The organism is Thermoactinospora rubra (genome assembly GCF_002093975.1).
GTDB classification, from domain to species: domain Bacteria; phylum Actinomycetota; class Actinomycetes; order Streptosporangiales; family Streptosporangiaceae; genus Nonomuraea; species Nonomuraea rubra_A.
In genome coordinates this window covers 64,289-83,510 of the sequence record NZ_KZ084334.1, presented here as the reverse complement: position 1 = coordinate 83,510, position 19,222 = coordinate 64,289, and the positions used below count along the sequence as shown (strand labels likewise).

General features: G+C 72.9%; 14 protein-coding genes. 8 read left to right on the top strand and 6 right to left on the bottom strand.

Features of this window, described 5'->3' with window-relative positions; translation table 11 throughout:
• Positions 1-50 precede the first annotated feature (50 nt).
• The 5 genes from BSB02_RS14035 (at position 51) to BSB02_RS14015 (ending at position 5,189) form a co-directional block, all read left to right on the top strand.
• Positions 51-1,706 (top strand): LuxR family transcriptional regulator, encoded by a 1,656-nt coding sequence (locus BSB02_RS14035; RefSeq protein WP_084959224.1) that lies wholly within the window; start codon positions 51-53, stop codon positions 1,704-1,706.
• 94 nt (positions 1,707-1,800) lie between these two features.
• On the top strand, positions 1,801-2,469 hold the full coding sequence (locus tag BSB02_RS14030; RefSeq protein WP_084959223.1) for an NAD(P)/FAD-dependent oxidoreductase: 669 nt from the start codon (positions 1,801-1,803) through the stop codon (positions 2,467-2,469).
• The gene (locus BSB02_RS14025) at positions 2,466-3,248 is read left to right on the top strand and encodes a class I SAM-dependent methyltransferase (protein WP_084959222.1); all 783 of its coding nucleotides are present in this window, start codon (positions 2,466-2,468) and stop codon (positions 3,246-3,248) included. The genes BSB02_RS14030 and BSB02_RS14025 overlap by 4 nt, the downstream gene beginning before the upstream one ends.
• 85 nt (positions 3,249-3,333) lie before the next feature.
• Positions 3,334-3,918 carry a TetR/AcrR family transcriptional regulator gene (locus BSB02_RS14020; RefSeq protein WP_084959221.1) on the top strand — a complete coding sequence of 195 codons (585 nt, stop codon included), beginning with the start codon at positions 3,334-3,336 and terminating at the stop codon, positions 3,916-3,918.
• A gap of 101 nt (positions 3,919-4,019) precedes the next feature.
• The gene (locus BSB02_RS14015) at positions 4,020-5,189 is read left to right on the top strand and encodes an FAD-dependent oxidoreductase (RefSeq protein WP_158088626.1); all 1,170 of its coding nucleotides are present in this window, start codon (positions 4,020-4,022) and stop codon (positions 5,187-5,189) included.
• Positions 5,190-5,202: 13 nt separating this feature from the next.
• Here the strand turns inward: BSB02_RS14015 and BSB02_RS14010 are convergent, their stop codons facing one another.
• From BSB02_RS14010 to sigK, 4 genes are all read right to left on the bottom strand, one after another.
• Positions 5,203-5,388 carry a hypothetical protein gene (locus BSB02_RS14010; RefSeq protein ID WP_084959219.1) on the bottom strand — a complete coding sequence of 62 codons (186 nt, stop codon included), beginning with the start codon at positions 5,386-5,388 and terminating at the stop codon, positions 5,203-5,205.
• Between the two features lie 148 nt (positions 5,389-5,536).
• A complete protein-coding gene (locus BSB02_RS40560; RefSeq protein ID WP_084959218.1) occupies positions 5,537-6,532 on the bottom strand; it encodes a carbohydrate-binding protein in 996 nt (331 codons plus the stop codon).
• Between the two features lie 1,144 nt (positions 6,533-7,676).
• Positions 7,677-8,390, bottom strand: a complete 714-nt coding sequence (locus BSB02_RS14000; protein ID WP_084959217.1) for an anti-sigma factor — start codon at positions 8,388-8,390, stop codon at positions 7,677-7,679.
• Positions 8,387-8,977 (bottom strand): ECF RNA polymerase sigma factor SigK, encoded by a 591-nt coding sequence (sigK, locus tag BSB02_RS13995; RefSeq protein ID WP_084959216.1) that lies wholly within the window; start codon positions 8,975-8,977, stop codon positions 8,387-8,389. The genes BSB02_RS14000 and sigK overlap by 4 nt, the downstream gene beginning before the upstream one ends.
• 194 nt (positions 8,978-9,171) lie before the next feature.
• Here sigK and BSB02_RS13990 point away from each other — a divergent pair, with 194 nt between their 5' ends.
• From BSB02_RS13990 to BSB02_RS13980, 3 genes are all read left to right on the top strand, one after another.
• Complete coding sequence (locus BSB02_RS13990) at positions 9,172-10,557, top strand: DUF4331 domain-containing protein (RefSeq protein WP_084959215.1); 1,386 nt, start codon at positions 9,172-9,174, stop codon at positions 10,555-10,557.
• Positions 10,558-10,644: 87 nt separating this feature from the next.
• Positions 10,645-11,874 carry a tetratricopeptide repeat protein gene (locus BSB02_RS13985; RefSeq protein ID WP_084959214.1) on the top strand — a complete coding sequence of 410 codons (1,230 nt, stop codon included), beginning with the start codon at positions 10,645-10,647 and terminating at the stop codon, positions 11,872-11,874.
• The gene (locus tag BSB02_RS13980) at positions 11,871-13,310 is read left to right on the top strand and encodes a hypothetical protein (RefSeq protein ID WP_084959213.1); all 1,440 of its coding nucleotides are present in this window, start codon (positions 11,871-11,873) and stop codon (positions 13,308-13,310) included. The genes BSB02_RS13985 and BSB02_RS13980 overlap by 4 nt, the downstream gene beginning before the upstream one ends.
• Positions 13,311-13,344: 34 nt before the next feature.
• Here the strand turns inward: BSB02_RS13980 and BSB02_RS13975 are convergent, their stop codons facing one another.
• Entirely contained in the window at positions 13,345-15,843 is a 2,499-nt protein-coding gene (locus BSB02_RS13975) for a polysaccharide lyase family 8 super-sandwich domain-containing protein (protein ID WP_084959280.1), read from the bottom strand.
• 155 nt (positions 15,844-15,998) lie between these two features.
• On the bottom strand, positions 15,999-18,719 hold the full coding sequence (locus BSB02_RS42980; RefSeq protein WP_276206330.1) for a CARDB domain-containing protein: 2,721 nt from the start codon (positions 18,717-18,719) through the stop codon (positions 15,999-16,001).
• Positions 18,720-19,222 lie beyond the last annotated feature (503 nt).

The window sequence follows — 19,222 nt, the reverse complement described above, 5'->3', positions numbered from 1 at the left end:
CGTCATCACTTCGACATTGCCTCACCTGCGTGACCACGTATAACGGAAGGGTGACCGTCTCGGTGGGCGAGCTGATCGCCGAAGGCCGGGCCGCGCTGCGCAGCGGAGACGCCGCCCGCGCGCGGCGGGCACTGGAGCGCGCCGCCGCCGATGCGCCGTGCGCGGAGGTGGCCGAGGGGCTGGCCCGCGCCTGCTATCTGGAGCTGGACTTCCCCGGGGCGATCGAGGGCTGGGAGCGGGCGTACGCCCTGTACCGGGCCACCGGCGACGACGCCGGCGCGATCCGGGTCGCCCGGATGCTGTCGTGCGTGTACCTGTCGGTCATGGGCGATCGGGCGGTCTGCAACGGCTGGCTGGCGCGCGCCCGGACGCTTCTCGGCCAGGGGGAGGCGTCCTCGGAGAGGGGATGGGTCGCGCTCAACGCCGGGATGGTCGAAAGCGACAGGGCACGCAAGGACGACCGCTTCCGCGAGGCGCTCGCCGTGGCGCGCCGGTGCGGCGACACCGACCTGGAGATCGTGACGCTGGGCTACCTGGGCGCCAGCCTCGTGCACGGCGATCGGGTCGAGGAGGGCATGGCGCTGCTGGACGAGGCGCTCGCGGCGGTCGCGGGGGACGAGGTCGACGACTTCTTCTTCCTGGAGGAGATCTTCTGCCAGCTCTTCTCCGCCTGCGAGAGGGCGCGCGACGTCACGCGCGCCGAGCAGTGGAGCCGCATCGGCGAGGAGATCGCCCGGCGCCGCAACCTGCCCTCCGTCACCGCCTACTGCCGTACTCACTACGGCGGCGTGCTCATCGAGGCCGGCCGCTGGAGCGAGGCCGACGTGGCGCTGACCGAGGCCGTCCGCCTGTGGGGCCTGGGCCGGCGCTCCATGCTGCGGGCAGGGGCGCTGGCCCGGCTGGCCGATCTTAGGGTACGGCAGGGCCGCTTCGAGGAGGCCGAGCAGCTCCTCCAGGACGCCGACCCCGAGGCCGACATCGAGGTCGCGCGGTCGCTGGCGGCGGTGCGCCTGGCGCAGGGCAGGCCCGTGCTCGCCGTCGACCTCGCCGAACGCGCCCTGCACCAGGTCGACCGGCACGGCACGGAGGCGGCGCCGCTGCTGGCCCTGCTCGTCGAGGCCCACCTGACGGCAGGGGAGGTCGAGCAGGCCGAGTCGGCCGCCGAGGAGCTGGCGGCGTGCGCGAGACGCCATCCCAGCCACTACCTGACCGCGGTGGCCGCCCTGGCCCGCGGCCGGGTGTGCCTGGCGACGGGCGCCGGGGACCCGCAGACCTGCCTGCGCGAAGCGCTGGCCGCGTTCGCCCGGGCGCGGATGCCCGTGGAGGTGGCCCGGTCGCGGCTGGAGCTGGCCCGCGCGCTGGCCGCCCGGCGGCCCGAGGTGGCCCTGGCCGAGGGCAGGGCGGCGCTGGACGCCTTCGACCGGCTGCGGGCCGTACGGGACGCCGACGCCGCCGCCGCCCTGCTGAGGTCCCTGGGCGTCCGTACGGCGGCGCCGCGCAAGGGCGGCGAGGCGCTGACCCGGCGCGAGGCCGAGGTGCTGGAGCTGCTCGGGCACGGCCTGTCCAACCCCGAGATCTCCGAGCGCCTGTTCATCAGCCGCAAGACCGTCGAGCACCACGTGGGCAACATCTTGGCCAAGCTGGGCCTGCGCAGCCGGGCGGAGGCCGCGGCGTACGCGGCGCGCGCCGAACCAGGCGCGCAATAGGGGAGTTCCCCGATCCCGCCGCACCGCCGCCGCGCGAGCCTGGTCACATCGGACGTCGCAACGGACGTCACATCAACGGGTGCGGGGTGGGCCGATGACTCCATACGACGCGATCGTCGTCGGCGCGCGATGCCCCGGCGCTCCGACCGCGATGCTGCCGGCCCGCCGGGGATACCGGGTCCTGCTCGCCGACCGGGCGAGCTTCCCGAACGACACGCTGCCGACCCATGTGATCCATCCGCCGGGCGTCGCCGCGCCGGCCCGCTGGGGCCTGCTCGACCGGGTGACGGCGACGGGGTGCCCGCCGCTTCGGCGGTACTCCTTCGACTTCGGCCCCTTCACGATCGCCGGCACGCCACACGCGCACGACGGCGTCTCGACCGCCTACGCGCCGCGGCGGACCCTGCTCGACAAGATCCTGGTGGACGGCGCGGCGGCGAGCGGCGCGGAGGTCCGCGAGCGCTTCACCGTCGAGGACGTGCTCGCCGAGGACGGAGCCGTGACCGGCGTCCGCGGCCATGGGGCCGGGGGCGCGAGCGTGACGGAGCGCGCCATGCCCGTCTACGAGTTCACCGCCCAGCTGGCCACGCCGGCGCCGCCGCCGGCCGAGGTGCAGCGGCTGCTGGCCGCCGTGAGCGGCGATCCGGAGGCGATGGACGCCTTCGCCGGCGTCATCGCCGAAACCCTGTCCCCGGCCGAGTTCTTCGATCCCGCGAACATCGCGCGCATCCTCGGCCTGAGCATGGAAGGAGCGGACACATGAGCTCGGCGGTACTTCAGGGAAGGCTGTGGGGCGCGGCGACCGAGGACTGGTCGCAGCTGGCGGAGCCGGCGATGACGCCGGTGTACGAGGCCGTGTTCGACGCCATCCGCGTCGGGGACGGCACCCGCCTGCTGGACGCGGGCTGCGGCGCCGGGCTGGCCCTTCAGCTCGCGCGCAGGCGGGGCGCCGTGGTCGCCGGGCTCGACGCCGCCGCCGGCCTGCTGGCCGTCGCCCGCCGCCGCCTCCCCCACGCCGACCTGCGGGAAGGCGATCTGGAGCGGCTGCCGTACCCCGGCCACTCGTTCGACGCGGTCACCTCCTTCAACGCCGTGCAGTACGCCGCCGACCCCGTGGCGGCGCTGCGCGAGCTGCGCCGCGTGGCCGTGCCGGGCGCGCCCGTCGCCGTCGTGACGTGGGGGCCGGCGGAGCGGTGCGAGACCAGGGTCGTGCTCGCCGCGATCGGCGCGCTGCTCCCGCCCCCGCCGCCCGGCGCCCCCGGCCCGTTCGCCCTGAGCGCCCCGGGCGCGCTGGAGGAGCTGGTCCGCGCCGCGGGCCTGAACCCGCAGGACGCGGGCGAGGCGCCGATGACGTTCGACCACCCCGACCTGGACACCGCCGTCAGGGCGCACCTGTCGTCCGGACCGGCGCGCCGGGCCATCGAGCAGGCCGGGCCGGACGCCGTCGCCGAGGCCATACGCGGCGCGCTCGCTCCCGGCGTGGAGCCCGACGGGCGGTGCCGCCAGCGGAACGTCTTCCGCTATCTCATCGCCGCGGCCTGACCGGAACGGCGAAGCCGCCCGCGCGGCTAGGATCTGGACGTACGCCCAGATCACATGTCCAGAGCGGCTGCGCGGGAGACGTCCGATGGTGCAAACGGCTGCGGAGCGCGGCAAGGCGACGCGGCAGCGGCTCTTCGAAGCCGCGGTCGCCCTCATCGGCGAGGCGGGCTGGAGCGGCGTGTCCACCCGCATGGTCGCCGAGCGGGCCGGCGTGGCGCCGGGAGTGGTCCACTACCACTTCGCCTCGGTGACCGACCTGCTGGTCGCCGCCTCCGTGAGCTTCGCCCGCGACCTGGTCGACCAGCTCGCCGCCGGGCTGGCCGAGCAGCGCGACCTCGGCGGCGGGCTCGACTGGCTGCTGGACCGGCTGGGTGCCTACACCGGCACGGATCCGGCCTCGCTCCTGGTCGCGGAGACGTACCTGGCCTCCAGCCGCGTCCCCGCGCTGCGTGCCGAGCTGCACGCCATCATGGCCGACTTCCGCCGGGCCGTCGTCTCGTGGCTGCGATCGTGCGGGCACGCGGGAGACGCGGAGGCGGCGGCCGTGCTGCTCGCCGCCGTCGTCGACGGCCTGGTGCTGCACCGGGCCCTGGACCCCGGCCTGGACCTCACCGCGCTGGCCGGCCCGCTCCGCGCCATGCTGCGGGCGGAGCCGGAGGACGAGGCCTGACCGCCGCCGGCTCGAGCGAACCATTTGCACGACGCACCGGGGGAGGCATATCGTCACCGTATTGGGCGAACGTCCAAGGCGAATGTTCAGGAGGTGCCCTCGTGAGGGTTCTCATCTGCGGGGCGGGAATCGCGGGCCTGACGCTGGCCTGGCATCTGGAGCGCGCCGGATGGGAGGTGGAGCTGGTCGAGCGCGCACCGGCGTTCCGCGAGGGCGGCTACATGATCGACTTCTACGGCGCCGGGTACGAGATCGCCCGGCGGATGGGCATCGACGGCCGCCTGCGCGAGGTCGGCTACCAGATCAACGAGCTGCGGTACGTCGACCGGCACGGCCGCCGGACCAGCGGCGCGCGGGTGCCCTCCGGCTTCGACCGGCTGGTCAGCCTGCTCCGCGTCGATCTGGCCCGGGCGATAGCCGACGGCGTGCACGCCAAGATCTGGTACGGCACCGGCGTCGCCGCCGTCGACCGGCACGAAGACGGCGTGGAGGTGCGGCTGACCGACGGCACCCATCGCGAGGTGGACCTGCTGGTCGGCGCCGACGGCGCCCATTCCGTCGTCCGCGGGCTCGCCTTCGGCTCCGAGGAGCGCTTCGAGCGCTACCTCGGGCACCACGTGGCCGCCTACGTCATCGCCGACGAACGGCTCAGCGAGCAGATCGGCATGCGGTACCAGATGCTCACCGTGCCGGGGTCGATGGCCGGGGCCTACGCGCTGCGCGGCGGCCGGCTCGCGCTGCTGTTCCTGCGCCGCGAGCCCGATCCCGCGCTTCCGGCCGATCCGGCCGCCGCGCTGCGCGACCACTTCGGCCCCCTGGGGTGGATCCTGCCCGAGGTGCTCGACCGGGTCCCCGCGGACCTGTACTACGACCAGGTCACGCAGATCGAGATCGAGCGGTGGAGCCGTGGCCGGGTCGTCCTGGTCGGCGACGCCTGCCAGGCGGTCTCGCTGTTCGCCGGCCACGGCGCCTCGCTGGGGATGGCCGCCGCCTGGGTCCTGGCCGACGAGTTGACCGGCGAGCCGGTCGATGGGCGCGCCGCCGATCTGGCCGCCGCCCTGGACCGCTACCAGCGGCGCATGCGGCCGGTCATCGCCGAGACCCAGGCGTTCGGGCGCCGGTTCATCGAGTGGCTGGCCCCCTCCAGCGGCCTGCGCATCGTCATGCGCGACTGGCTGCTGCGCCTGGCCGCCCTCCCCGGCGCGGACCGGCTGTTCCTCAGGTCCCTCACGCCGGGCGGGCACCGCCTGATCACCGGCGGCCGGGCATGACGCCCTGACGCCGTCACCCGGCTCCCGCGCCGTCGCCGCCCGGGTCGGAAGGAGGGCGTGCCGCCTTCTGGGCCGCCTTCCGGCCCGCCGCCTCCTGGGCCCGGTCCGCGCGCTCCTTCTTCAGGACAGCGCGCACGCCGAGGATGACGACGATGGCCACAACCGTGGGAGGCACCAGGGCCTCGATGATCTCAAACATCTCGCTCGCCGTGACATCGCAGAGGGGGCTTGGGCCCTACCCATCGTAGGCGGCGCGCCGTACCTGGCAAACGCGGCGCACGATCGGCTCCTCCACGCGCTGCGGCGTGCGGTCGTGGTAGGCCGGGCCGGATCCCGGCGGTTCGACGTCATCGGCGCTGCCACAGGGCAGGGGTGCCGGGCGGTTCCCAGCCGATCTGGGCGGTGTGCGCCTGGAGGCAGCGGTACGTGACGCCGTTGTAGGTGACCAGGGCGCCAACGGCGTAGGCGGTGCCCGCCTTCCAGCCGGTCGCGCCGGTCTGCGTCGGGGTGGGCGAAGGGGTCGGCCCGGAGGTGGCGGTCGGCGTCGGGCTGGGTGTCGGCGAGGCGCCACCGCCGGCCAGCTGGTAGGCGCGCATGTCACGCAGCAGCAGGTAGGTGTCCTGGAGGGAGCCGGACGTGTCGCCCAGGGAGCGGTAGATGCCCCACTTGGGCCGCACGCGATCGGCCAGGAAGGTATCCACGCCGGTCTTGGCGGCGTCCAGGATCGTGGTGCCCCCGCTGCGCAGTACCCAGCGGACCGCGCCGGCGGCGCCGTCTCCGATCTTGATCTCGTACTCCACGTCGATCCATTTGTTCTGCAGCGGCTCCAGGTTGGTCCGGCCGACCAGGATGTTCCCGGCGAAGATCTTGTGCTCGATGGTCTGCACGCCGTTGACCCGGCGCAGCGAGGTCACCGTGATCGGCGAGGTGCCGGTTCCGGGCTGCTTGGTCTGCATGATGTGCGTGAAGGTCGTCGTGGCCTTGAGCGAGCTGGGAATGTACATCGAGTAGGTGACTCGCCAGGTCTCGCCGAGCCTCCACTGGAGGTGGGCGGTGGAGGAGATCCGGTTGCCGGTGACCTCCTGGCGCTGGCGGTCGGTGGAGGTGTCCCGGTCGACCATGTGCATGTCGAAGCGGTAGGCGTTGCCGGACACCTTGATGTGCGGCTGACCGGCTGGATGGGAATCGGCGCGATCGTCCTCGACGGTCTCGAAGGCGCGCAGCCCGACGGTGGCCGGGTCGGGCGCCCAGCGCAGCTGCCACGTGGGCGCGGCGTGGGCGGGCGGGGAGGAGACGGCGAGGACGGCGGCGGCCAGCGCTAAGGCGCCCAGGCGGCGTGTCATGGGTGACTCCCGGGGGTGAGGGGACGGCCGTGCTCTATAGTGCCCGCCTCAGATTAGTTAGTAAAGCTTCCTACTAATCACCTGGCGTGACCCTCGAGCCGGCGGCGAGCCGTGAACGGCTCCGGCCCCTGGCGATGGCGCCGTCCTCGAGGCCGGACCAGGGTCGTTGCGCTACACGATGCGTGGCCTCCGGTGCGGGTTTCCCGGCATCACCGTGCCGGATCCGGGCCTGGCCGTCAGACTGGAGGGGCGCGTGCCCATGCACTGCGCTTCTTCGCCGTTGTTCTTTTCGCGCAGGACGGGCTGGCCCGCCGTCCTTGCCGCGGGTTGGAAAACCGCCGTTAAAAGGTTCAGGTTTCGCCCGCGAAAACGCGGTGGCGACCTTTGGGCCGGCGCGCGAGCGCGCGGTAGGGTATCCGATCGGCCGCAGGCGATTGCCCAATAATGACAGACATGTCCAAAGATGTTGAAAGTTTTACTGAAGGTGTTACGCGCGAGGGAGTCGCACGCTGACGCCGGCTGAAACGACCTCCCCGCCCGGGCACAGGCCCGGGCGGGGAGGAATCCGACGGTCAGCCGGTCAGATCTCGGCGGTTTACCACCACTGCCGCCGCCACCACCATCCGTGGGTGTGCCTGCGGCGGCGCCTCCAATACCTGCGGCGACGTCGGTAGCTGTCTCCCCCGTCATCCCAGCGGGTGGGGAAGCCGGTCAGGTCCATAAATTTCCCCCTCTTGCGAACTCCCCAGTGCGGGAGCTCGCCTCGATATGGACAAATAGAACACTATCCCATGGAACGCCGCATACGTTGCGATAAACAGAACATTGGAGGGGGTTTGACGTGGAGTTCGAGGGATGTTCATGTTATCGGCGCCGGCGGATTGCCGCGGGCTTCCGCGAAGCCCTGCTGGACCTAGGGTGTCAACGCTCCCAGTCCGCCACGTTTTCGAGCCGGCGTCCGCAGTGGAGCCGCGAGCGTATTTTTACCCGCACACGGCGAGAAAGCCACAACACGCCATGAACTCCAATATTTCCCAATAACCCAGTAGCGGCTCGCGGGGGAGCGGCCCGGAGGAGCTCGGCCGTCGCGGCGGCCCAGGCGATGGGCTCGCGGCCCGGCGGGCGCCGCGAGCGCTGAGCCGGATCAGGTGGCGGGCACCTCCACCAGCAGCAACGGCGTGCCGGTGGGCTGCGGCGAGCCGCCCGCGGGTTCGACCGTCACGCCGACCGAGGACACCCCGGGGGCGGGGGCGAGCACCATCGTGGCCGCCTCGGCGCCGACCAGCCCGGCGGACCGGATGCGGCCGGGGGCGATCTGCCACACCTGGTAGGTGCGGTCCTCGGGCAGTGCCGGCAGGCCCTCGGCGACGAACACCAGCCGGCCCTCCTCCCGGGAGATCACCACCGTGCCGCGGCCGCCCCGCTCCGCCGCGGCGGTGGCCACGCGGGCGTCGGGCGCCGCGAGCGCGGCGGCGACCTGCCGGTTGGCGGCCTCGAGCCGTTCGACCTGGTCCTGGGCGCGCACCGCCACCACGGCCAGCACGACGGCGGCGACGGCCGCCACCGCGGCCAGCCACGGCGCCCAGCCGATCCGCCGGCGGCGGGCGCCGGGCGACGCGACGGCCGGGGGCAGCTGGCGCACCTGGCCGATGGCGGCCATGACGTTCGCGCGCAGGCCGGGCGGGGGCTCGACGGCCATCGCCTGGCCGAGCCGGGCCGCGGTCTCGGCGAACGTCGCCAGCTCGTGCGCGCACTCCGCGCACTCGGCCAGGTGCTGCTCGAAGCGGCGCCGTTCGAGATCGTCGTCGATGGCGTCCAGCGCGTAGGCGCCGGCCAGCGTGTGCGGGTCCGGCCTCATCGCTCCACCCCCAGGCAGTCACGCAGCCGGATCAGCCCGTCGCGCATGCGTGTCTTGACCGTCGGCAGCGGCGACCTCACCAGCTCGGCGACCTCCCGATAGGAGTACCCACCGTAGTAGGCCAGGGTCACCGACTCGCGCTGCAGGGGCGTCAGGCCCTCCAGGCAGCGCCGCAGCCGTTCCCGCTCCAGCCGGGCCTCCACCGACTCGACCACCTCGTCGTAGGGCCGGTGGACCTCCATGCGGGCCACCCGCTCCTCCCGGTCGCTGCCCGCCTGTGCCGACCGCACCCGGTCGACGGCCCGGCGATGCGCGATCGTCATCACCCAGGCCAGCGCCGATCCCCGGCGCGGATCGTAGCGTGCCGCGCTGCGCCACACCTCCACGAGCACCTCCTGGGCGACCTCCTCGCTCAGCGCCCGATCCCGCACGACCCGCAGCACCAGGCCGTACACCTTCGGGGCCACCGCCTCGTACAACCGCTCGAACGCCGGCCGGTCGCCGCGCGCCACGGCCGCCAGCCATCGCTCCAGCCCCGCCGGGGCGTGCTCCGCACGTTCCCCGCGTGGCTCGTTCTCAGGCCCCATGTCTCTCCCGTCCCGCGCTCGGCTGACCATGACCGGCCCTGCCCGCGACGAAGTCGCCTGACAGACATTCGCGGCCGAGGAGATTCCGGATTGGGACGCCTCGGCGCCCATCCACCGCGGCGGCGGTGACGAATAGGCACCCGAGGACTCCCGGCCGGAACCTCACCTGCGAACCAATCACGAAAGGACCGACCATGGAACTCCGGATCAACCGGCGCGCCGTCATCGGGCTGGGTGTCGCGGTGCTCGTGGCCGCCTCGGCGCCGGCCCTGTTCCGCGCCGAGAGCGGCACGGCCTCCTCGCACCGCGAGGCTCCGATGATCGCGGGCGACCCGCGCAACGACAACACCGACGTCTATGCGTTCGTCAGCCCGGACAAGCCGGACACGGTGACCCTGATCGCCAACTGGATCCCCTTCCAGGAGCCCAACGGAGGCCCGAACTTCTACACCTTCGACACCAGGTCGCGCTACAACATCAAGATCGACAACGACGGCGACGCCAGGCCGGACATCACCTACGAGTGGACCTTCCGCGACGAGGACAGGCGCGGAAACTCCACCTTCCTGTACGCCAAGGGGCCCGTGACCTCGCTGGGCGATCCCGACCTGCTGTTCCGTCAGCGCTACACGCTCAAGCGGGTCACCCCGCACGGATCCCGGACGCTGGTCTCCAACGGCGTCGTCGCCCCGAGCAACGTCGGCCCGGCCTCGATGCCGGACTACGGCGCGCTGCGCAGCCAGTCCATCACCGCCCTGCGCGGCGGCGGCAAGGCCTTCGCCGGCCAGTCCGACGAGGCGTTCTTCCTGGACCTGCGCGTCTTCGACCTGCTGTACGGCGGCAACCTGTCCGAGGTCGGCCAGGACACCATGCGCGGCTACAACGTCCACACCCTGGCCCTGCAGGTCCCGGCCAAGGACCTCGCGCTCAAGGGCGACGTCGGGCGCAACCCGGTCATCGGCGTCTGGTCCACGACCGACAAGTGGGGCCCGCGCGGCTACGTCCAGGTCTCCCGCCTGGGCAACCCGCTGGTCAACGAGGTCGTGGTGCCCGCCGGGCTCAAGGACGCCTTCAACGCGCTGCCGCCGCACCAGGACGCCGGCGTCCCGGCGGTCGTCAAGCGGGTCACCGACCCGGAGGTCGCCCGGCTGCTGGAGAAGATCTACGGGATCAAGGCGCCCCGGACCCCGCGCCGCGACCTGGTCGAGATCTTCCTGACCGGCATCGCCAAGGGCAACGGCCCGATCAAGGCCGACCTGAACTCCCAGACGCTCAACAAGGACGCGGGCAGGCTGCGCCCGGCCGAGATGCTGCGGCTCAACATGGCCGTCCCGCCCGCCGCGAACCCCAACCGGCTGGGCGTGCTCGCGGGTGACCTGCAGGGCTTCCCCAACGGGCGCCGCCTGGGCGACGACGTCGTCGACATCGCGCTGCAGGCGGTCGCGGGCGCGGCTGCCGGCGGCAAGCCGATCCCCGCGCTGACCGACAAGGTCGACCGGAACGACAAGCCCATCGGCGCGACGTTCCCCTACATCCCGCTGCCCGGCAACGTGTCGGTGAACGCCGTCGGCGCCCGCTGACGACCCGACCGCCGGCCCCTCCCGCCCCGCAAGCGCGCACCCACCGCACCCCCCCGACAGAGAACACGACGGAACGGAGAAGCAAGCATGCGCATCGCGCTCGCGGCAGGCGGCATCGTCCTGGCCGGGACACTGGCGTTCACCGCGGCGGCCGTCCTGGCGCCGCCGCACCGGCCGCCCGTGCCCGCCGCCGGGTCCGACGGGCCGGTCTTCCGGGAAACCCTCCAGGACAGGGTGCGCCGCCTGCCCCGGGACCACCGGGCCTGGGCGCGCCTCGGCCTGCAGCACATCGAGCAGGCCAGGATCACCGGCGACCCGTCCTTCTACCCCCGGGCCGAACAGGCCCTGGACACCGCCCGGCGGCTGGCGCCGCGCGACGACGCGGTGCTCACCGGCCTGGCGGCGCTGGCCGCCGCCAGGCACGACTTCGCCGAGGCGGTACGGCTGGCCGGCCGCGCCGTCGCGGCCAACCCCTCCGGCGTGACCGCGCACGGCGTCATGGCCGACGCCAAGACCCAGCTCGGCGACCTGCGCGGCGCGGAGGCGGCCGTCGACCGGATGCTGGCGCTGCGGCCCGGCGTGCCCGCCTACACCCGCGCCTCCTACGCGGCCGAACTGCGCGGCGACCTCGCCGCGGCCCGCCGCCACCTGCACGAGGCGCTGGCCGACGCCTTCGCCCCCGCCGACGTGGCCTACTGCCGCCACTACCTCGGCGAGCTGGCCCTGCGCTCCGGCGACCTGGCCCAGGCGCGCCAGTGGTACGGCAAGGCCCTGGAAGCACTCCCCTCCTTCACGCCCGCGATGGCCGGACAGGCCAGGGTGCTCGCCCTGTCCGGAGACCTGGGCGCGGCGCTGCGGCGGTATGAGGCCGTGACCGCCCGGCTGCCGCTGCCCCAGTACCTGGTCGAGCACGGCGAGGTTCGCCTGAAGGCCGGGTTGCCGCCCGACTGGAGCCTGCTGGAGGCCCAGACCCGGCTGGCGCGCGAGGCCGGCGTGCTCGACGACCTCACCCTGGCCGAGTTCGAGGCCGACCACGGCGATCCGGCGCGAGCCGTACGGCACGCCGAGGCCGAGTACGCCCGCCATCCCAACCTCGTCGCCGCCGACGCCCTGGCCTGGGCGCTGCACAGGGCCGGGCGGTCGCGCGAGGCGCTGCCGTACGCGCGCAAGGCCACCGCGACCGGCTGGCGCAACGCCCTGGTCCACCACCACCGCGCCGAGATCGAACGCGCGCTGGGCCTGCGGCCCGCTTCGAAGGCTCTGGAGTTCAACCCGCGCTTCGATCCCGCCCTGCCCGCGCTCGCGAGGTTCTCATGAGACTGGTTCGTCTGGCCCTGCTGTCCCTCGTCGCCGGCTTGGCGCTCACGGTGCCGGCCCGGGCCGCGCTCGCGCACCCGCTGGGCAACTTCACCGTCAACCACTACAACGGGCTGCGGATCCTGCAGGACCGGGTGGAGAGCACCGCCGTGGTGGACGCGGCCGAGCTGCCCACCCTCCAGGCCAAGGGCCGGGTACGGCCGGCGGCCGAGCAGTGCGCTGAGCTGGCCGCGGGGCAGCGGCTCGTGGTGGACGGCGCCGCCGTGCCGTGGCGGGTGACCGGCTCCTCCTTCGGCTACGAGCCCGGGCAGGGCGGCCTGGCGACCAGCCGCCTGACGTGCTCGCTGGAGGCGCGCGTGCGGGCGACGCGCTCGGTGGAGTTCACCGACGCCTTCCAGCAGGACCGCATCGGCTGGCGGGAGATCACGGTGACCGGCTCGTCGGTGCGCAGGGCCGACGTGCCCGCGACGAGCGTCAGCTCACAGCTGCGCGCCTATCCGCCGGACCTGCTCGCCGACCCGCTCGACCAGCGGACCGCGACGGCCGTGCTGGGCGGCCCGGCCGCGCCGGGAGCGCCGGGGGTGGCCCTGTCGTCCGGCGTCGGTCCGATCGCGGCGGCGCTGGACTTCGTCGACCGGACCTTCACGGGGCTGGTGGGGTCCTCGTCGCAGGCGGGGCCGCTCGGCCTGCTGGCCATCGCGCTGGCGGCCGTCCTCGGCGCGGGGCACGCCCTGATCCCGGGGCACGGCAAGACCGTCATGGCGGCCTGCCTGGCGGGCCGGCGGGGCCGTCCGAGGGACGCCCTGGTGGCGGGGGCGACGGTGACGGTCACCCACACGGCCGGCGTGCTGGTGGTGGGGGTGTCGATCAGCGCGTTCTCCGCGCTGGCCGGGGAGTCGGTGCTGGCGTGGCTGGGGGTCGCGAGCGGGCTGCTGATCGCGGTGATCGGCGCGGGGCTGCTGCTCTCGGCGCTGCGTGGCGCCAAGCGGCTCCACGGGCACGGCCACGGTCACGGCCATGGTCACGGTCACGGTCACGGACATGGACACAGCCACGGCCATGGGCATGCGCATGAGCACAGCCAGGGCCATGGGCACGGGCATGGCGGTCGTCTCCGCGGCGGGCTCGTGGGGCTCGGCGTCGCCGGGGGCCTGGTGCCGAGCCCGTCGGCGCTCATCGTGCTGCTGGGCGCCATCGCCGCGGGCCGGGCATGGTTCGGCGTCGCCCTGGTCGCCGCCTACGGCGTCGGCATGGCGGCCACCCTCACCGTCGTCGGCCTGCTTCTGGTCAGGCTGGCCGACCGGCTGGAGCGTCGCGCCCGGTTCGGCCACCGCGTGGCCGCGCGCCTGTCCCGGCTGGCGCCCGCGGGCACGGCGGCCGTGGTCGTGCTGCTGGGCGCCGGGATGGTCGTGCGCTCGGCGATGGCGGTGCTCTAGCCGCTCAACGCTCCGGAACGCCGGAGACCCCGGCTCAGTGCAGGGTGGCGGTGAAGGTGCGGCCGTAGGCCTGCCGGGTCTCGGCCCGGATCAGGGTGCCGCCCGGCACGCGCCGTACCGTCACCCCCTCGTCGGCCGACTCCAGCCTCAGCTGCGCGCCGCGCACGACGACGGTGACGCGGTCGCGCCTCATCGTGGGGTCGGACAGGGCGACGGCCGTCCGCTCGCGGGAGGACTGGACGATGACCGAGGCGGGGCCGTCGATGAGCAGGCGCTCGGCGTGGCGAGGACCGTCGGCGAACACGTTGGCGGCCACGATGCCGAGCCCGCGGTGCTTGATCGCCTGCACGTGCCGGTTGTTGGCCAGGACGGTCAGCGGCCCGTGCGCGTAGCCGCGCAGGCGGGCCTCGGTGGCGTTCGGGACCAGGGCGTAGGCGAGGGCGGGGACGTCGCCGGCGGCGGGGTGGGCGACCGAGGCGGTGAAGACGTTCTTGGTCACGGCGGTGTCGGGGTTGGCGGCGCGGACGATCCTGCGGCTGCGGGTCACCGTCTCCAGCCCGGCCGCGACGGGCTGCCTGGTGAGGAAGACGTAGCCGACCGCGGTGCCGCGGGTGCCGTTCGCGTAGCGCAGCCACCGCGGCGGCGCGGTCTCGCCCGCCCGCCAGGCCCCGCCGTCCCACAGCTCGCCGGACACGGCGACCTCGTCGGCGGGCGCGGCGATGCGGCTGTCCACGGTGGTCACCGCGTCCCGCCCGCTCTGGCCGGAGACGTCGGCGGCCAGCACCACGATCTCCTCATCCAGCATGAACCACGACTTGGTCGCCCGGGCGTTCTGGTAGGCGACGAAGTCGCCGGGCAGGATCCCGGCCCGCTTGGCGGTGTAGGCGGCGTCGTCGGAGCAGACCATGCCGGCCGCGCCGTACGCGCCGAGCGTCGCGCCGCCGGACAGGACGTTCCCGCCGCGCGGGAAGTACACGTAGGTGTTCTGGGACTCGGAGGAGGAGGTGAAGTTCAGCGGGTGCCCGGGGTTCTCGTACCAGAAGCGGCCGTACAGCTCGGGCACGGTCCGCCGCTCCTCCACCGGCGCGGTGACCCCGGCCAGCCGGTACGGCGAGACGGCCGTGTAGTAGTCGACGCCGAAGACCTCGCGCTGGTCCTCGCCCGCCAGGTAGAGGTAGTACGCGCCCTCGCCCTGGAACCACGGCATGAGGTTCTCGCCGTTCATGTACTCGTACTTGCTGATCCGGTCGGAGCTGCGCGCCAGGGCGAAGGCGTAGCCGGGGCGGCGGTGGACGGTCCGGTCCATGGCGTTGAACGCCACGCACCGGCTGGGCGGGTTCAGGTCGGCGGCCGGGACGGCGGCGTCGGCGCGGATGGCCGCGTAGCGGGCGATGCTGACGGGGGAGACGAAGGCGGCCGGGTCGGCGGCGGGCAGGAACTTGACGTACTTCTTCAGGGCGAGGGCTTCGGCGGGCCCGGCGTGGTCGGCCAGGTCGGCGATGGCCTCCACGATCACGCCGACGTCGGCGTAGCCGGTGGTGGTGCGCGAGACCGCCCGACCCTTGACGATCTCCATCATCCACCCCTCGAAGATCAGCGGGGCGAAGCCGTCGGCGATCCAGCGGTACACCACGCCGGCGAGGCCGTCCGAGCCGCCGCTCGTCGCGCCCTCCAGCATCTTGATGGTCTGCACGACGCGGGTGAGCAGGATGCGCCCGTAGGAGCCGGTGTAGGCGACCGAGTGGTGCTGGATGAAGGAGCCGTCGCGGTAGTAGCCGTCGGTGACGCCGTGCCTGAGGTCGTAGGGGTCGATGGTGGCGAAGACGGTGGCCTGGTCGGCGATGGCCTTGGTGACGCGGGCGTCGTCGCCGGTGAGCGCGCCCTGCAGGATCCGGTTGGCGGTGATGTCGGCCAGGTTGGCCCCGGTGTGGAAGCGCGAGTCGAGGTCGACGTCGCCGTTCTTGCCGTTGCGCAGGTAGGCGTCCATCGAGGCGATGTAGGCGGCCGTCAGATCGGGCCGTTCCTCCCGCAGCCGCTCGGCCAGCAGGACCAGCGTCCTGCTCACGTGGGTGGAGATGCCGATCTCCCAGGTGTGCCAGTTGCCGTAGTAGCCCTTCGACTGGTCGCCGTAGTGGTGCTCGTGCAGCCACGCCAGGCCGTCGGCGACCCGCCGCTGGACGGCGGCGTCGCCGGCGAGCTCGCCGCCCGGCGTCCGGGTCGCGAGGGCGATCTCGTACAGGTACTGGAAGGCCAGCCGCAGGTTGGCGTCGTCGGCGCCGAGCCTCAGCCCCGCGAACAGCTCGCCCTCGCCCGCCCTGTCGAGGTCGGCCAGCCGCCGCCTGGCCGTGCTCAGGATCGCCGCCAGCTTGCCGGCCACCTCGGGCCTGGCGTTGACCTCGGGGGTGCCCGCGAAGATCGCCACGGTGTTGGCCAGCAGCCGCGCGTGGTCGATGCCCGCCGCGGCACGCGCGGGGGAGGCCACGGCGAGTAAGCCGGCGGCGGGGAGCAGGGACAGTACCTGGCGGCGGGACATCTGCGGCACGGCGAACTCCAGGCCAGTCGGGGAATATGGTGCGCTTACCTTATCTGTCCCCTTTCTGGCCGCCCGGGAATTCGGCCGGTCCGGCGAGCGGGCATGGGGATGCCCGGCGGGGGTGCGTCCTCCTCCCGCCGGGCATCCGGCTCGTGTCAGTTCCGGTTGATCGTGAACGTGGACGTGGTGTTGCGGATGTCGGTGTGGTTGCCGGTCAGGGTCAGGTTGGTGAAGGTGGCCGAGCCGACCGCCGGTCCCTGCCCGGGCTCGGGCATCTCGTTGGCCCAGATGCCGAAGCCGGACTTGGCGTCGAAGGCGTCACCGCTCTTGCGGGCCCCCGAGACCGTCACGTTCGTGAAGAGCGTGTCGGTGATCGGGTTCTCCGGCTGGCCGCCCGTGTACTTGGTCTGGAACATGATGCCGTGGTAGGTCGGGTCGACGATGTCCACGTCGCTCACCCGGATGCCGCGGAACTCCTTGGAGGCCGAGAACAGCCAGATCCCCGGGAAGGTCTGGGCGCCCCAGAAGTGGCCGCCGCAGCGGATGATCGAGATGTTCTCGAACCTGGTCGGGGTGGTCCCGAAGCCGCGGAACGGGTAGCCGAAGTCCAGCGAGCTGATCGTGATGCCGGAGTAGGTCAGCGTGTCGGCGATGTGGATGTTGCGGAAGACGTTGTCGTACCCGCCGTAGACCGCGACGCCGGCCGCGCGCCACGGCAGGGTGGCCGACAGGTTCTCGAAGACGTTGCCCGTGTTGTCGCCCTGGACGATGTCCACGGCGTTGAACAGGGCGAAGGAGTCGTCGCCCGTGCTGCGGGCGTCGACGTTGCGCACGGTGTTGCCGTCGCTGTCGTTGGTGAAGTTGATCGCGTCGGCGAACAGGTCGCGCACCCGGCTGTTGGTGATCGTCACGTTCTTCAGGTTCGTGCCCCAGACCATCACCATCTGGTGCTCGATCCAGAGGTTGTCGATGGTGAGGTCGCTGACGCTCCTGAGGTCGAAGACCTTGCCCGGGCCGTCGATGCGCGCGGTGTAGTTGCCGAAGACGGCGAACCCGGCGAAGGCCGAGCCGTTGGCCGAGGACTGCACGGAGAACCCGATGTCGGTGTTCTCCTGGCCGGTCGGGGCGTAGAAGCGGGTGTACCAGGGGCCGGCGCCGACGACCTTGACGGCCTTGCCGTACACGTTGAACTTCTGCGAGGTCTGGTAGGTCCCCGCGGGCAGGTAGACGCCCTCCCAGCCGCTCTCCATCCGGGCCTTGTCCAGGGCGGCCTGGACGTCCTGGTGGGTGAAGCCGTTGGGCACGACGTACCTGGCCGGGTCGGGGTTGGCGGCCGGGGCGACCTGCTCGGTGTCGATGAAGTCGATCGCGTAGGTCGTGGTGTTGGCCGCGTCCTTCTGCAGGCGGATCTTGGTGCCCGCCGGGAAGGAGGCGTCGAGCATCAGGTTGGCCTCGTCGTAGATGTGGCGCGGGCTGCCGGAGCCGGGGGAGTTGCCGGGGCTGGCCTCGGCTCCGTAGAGCCACATGTGCTTGGAGGTCAGGTTGAGCGCCTTGTGGAAGGAGCCGTTGACGTAGACGTTGAGCGTGGCGTTGATGCCGCCCCCGCCGGGCGCGTCGGGGATGGAGAAGCGGGTGACCAGCGTGTTGGTGCTGGCCTTGGTGGTGAACTCGACGTAGGCGCCCGTGGTGTTCAGCGTCACGGCCTTGCGGCCCGACGCCTCGCCGGCCAGGTCGCCGATGGTGCGGTTCGGCCCGACCACGGTGGCGCCGCCGCCGGTCACGGCGTCCTCGGCCTCGTAGTGGTCATACGGCATGTTCGCGCCGCGGCCGACGAACAGCGACCGGGTGGCCGTGTTGTTGTCCCGCTTCACCGGCAGCTCGTTGGCGTCGGCGGCGACGACGGCGCGGACGGTGTAGCGGCCGTTGGCCGCGGTCCAGGTGCCGAGGCTGACCGGGGAGGTGGTGGCGCCCGCGGCGATCGTGCCGCTGTGGCTGCCGGTCAGCGTCTTGACGGTGCCGCCGGTGTCGTTGAGCACGGTCACGGTGATGGCGTGGGTGCCGCCCGCGGAGGCCACCGTGCCCTGGTTCTTCAGGGCGACGGAGAACGTCACGGTGCCGCCCGCCGGTGGGTTGCCCGGTGTCCAGCTGAGCACGGGCACCAGGTCGGAGCTGTCGACCGGGCGGACCGTCAGCCTGGTCGAGCCGGTGAGGGAGTTGTTGCCCTCGTTCTGCTCGATCACCGCGCCGGCCTCGTCGACCTTGGCGGTCACCTCGTAGGAGGCGGCGTCGCGCGCTCCGATGCCGGCCGACACGGTGGCCGACGCCCCCGCGGCCAGCGCGCCGACGTCGGCGGTGCCGACCTTGGTGTCGCCGAGGTAGAAGGCCACGCTGGTGGCGGCGGAGGCGGCCGTGCCCTGGTTCTTCACGGTCGCCGACAGCATGATCGCGTCGGTCTCGACGGGGGAGGCGGGGGTCCAGGACAGGTCGGTGACGGTGAGGTCGGGGTTGGGCGCCGGGGTGCCGAAGACTTGGAACTCGGCGACCTGGCCGCCGGGCGCGCCGGTGTTGCTGTTGATCTTGAGCTGGACGTCGGCGACGGTGGCGGTGACCGGGATGGTGACGCTGTTGCCGGTGGCCGGGTTGAAGGTGTAGTCGGCGGCGGCCACGAGGCCGGTGTAGCCGGAGGCGCTCTGCTCGCGGCCGAGGACCTGGATGTTTTGGGTACGGGTGCCCCACGCGCTGGAGGGGTTGAGCTTGAGCACCACCTGGGTGAGGGTGGCGTTGGCGCCCAGCTTGACGGTCAGGGTATTGGGGAAGGCGCCGGAGTTGGCCTCCCAGTAGGTGTTCAGGTCGCCGTCGACCGCGTTGGCGGCCACGAAGGTGTGCACGTGCCCGGACTCCACCACCTCCTTGCCGAGGGCGAGGTTGGAGCCGGTGCCCGTGCCGTTGCGCGTCACGCTGTTGCTGGGGGCCGAGACGTTGCCCGCGGCGTCCTTGGCCCTGACGTAGTAGGTGACCGTGGCGGTGTCGGGCTGGTTGTCGGTGTAGGTCGTGGTGGTGCCGCCGACGCTGGCGCGCACGGCGCCGTTGGCGTAGATGTCGTAGCCGGTGACGCCGACGTTGTCGGTGGAGGCGGTCCAGGTCAGCCTGATCTGGCCGGTGGCCGGCTGGGTGTAGGTCAGGCCGGTGGGCGCGGTCGGGGCCTGGGTGTCGCCGCCGTGGCCCCGCCGGGTCACGGTGTTGCTGGGGGCCGAGACGTTGCCCGCGGCGTCCCTGGCCTTGACGTGGTACGACACGGTCTCGCTCGCGGGCCGGGCGTCGGTGTAGGTCGTGACGTTCCCGGCGACGCTGGTGAGCAGCGCGTCGTTGGCGTAGATGT

Excerpts from the sequence above, each read along its gene's own strand:
- BSB02_RS14030 (WP_084959223.1), top strand. The coding sequence starts at position 1,801 with ATGACTCCATACGACGCGATCGTCGTCGGCGCGCGATGCCCCGGCGCT.
- BSB02_RS14025 (WP_084959222.1), top strand. The coding sequence starts at position 2,466 with ATGAGCTCGGCGGTACTTCAGGGAAGGCTGTGGGGCGCGGCGACCGAG.
- BSB02_RS14020 (WP_084959221.1), top strand. The coding sequence starts at position 3,334 with ATGGTGCAAACGGCTGCGGAGCGCGGCAAGGCGACGCGGCAGCGGCTC.
- BSB02_RS14010 (WP_084959219.1), bottom strand. The coding sequence starts at position 5,388 with ATGTTTGAGATCATCGAGGCCCTGGTGCCTCCCACGGTTGTGGCCATC.
- BSB02_RS40560 (WP_084959218.1), bottom strand. The coding sequence starts at position 6,532 with ATGACACGCCGCCTGGGCGCCTTAGCGCTGGCCGCCGCCGTCCTCGCC.
- BSB02_RS14000 (WP_084959217.1), bottom strand. The coding sequence starts at position 8,390 with ATGAGGCCGGACCCGCACACGCTGGCCGGCGCCTACGCGCTGGACGCC.
- sigK (WP_084959216.1), bottom strand. The coding sequence starts at position 8,977 with ATGGGGCCTGAGAACGAGCCACGCGGGGAACGTGCGGAGCACGCCCCG.
- BSB02_RS13990 (WP_084959215.1), top strand. The coding sequence starts at position 9,172 with ATGGAACTCCGGATCAACCGGCGCGCCGTCATCGGGCTGGGTGTCGCG.
- BSB02_RS13985 (WP_084959214.1), top strand. The coding sequence starts at position 10,645 with ATGCGCATCGCGCTCGCGGCAGGCGGCATCGTCCTGGCCGGGACACTG.
- BSB02_RS13980 (WP_084959213.1), top strand. The coding sequence starts at position 11,871 with ATGAGACTGGTTCGTCTGGCCCTGCTGTCCCTCGTCGCCGGCTTGGCG.
- BSB02_RS13975 (WP_084959280.1), bottom strand. The coding sequence starts at position 15,843 with ATGTCCCGCCGCCAGGTACTGTCCCTGCTCCCCGCCGCCGGCTTACTC.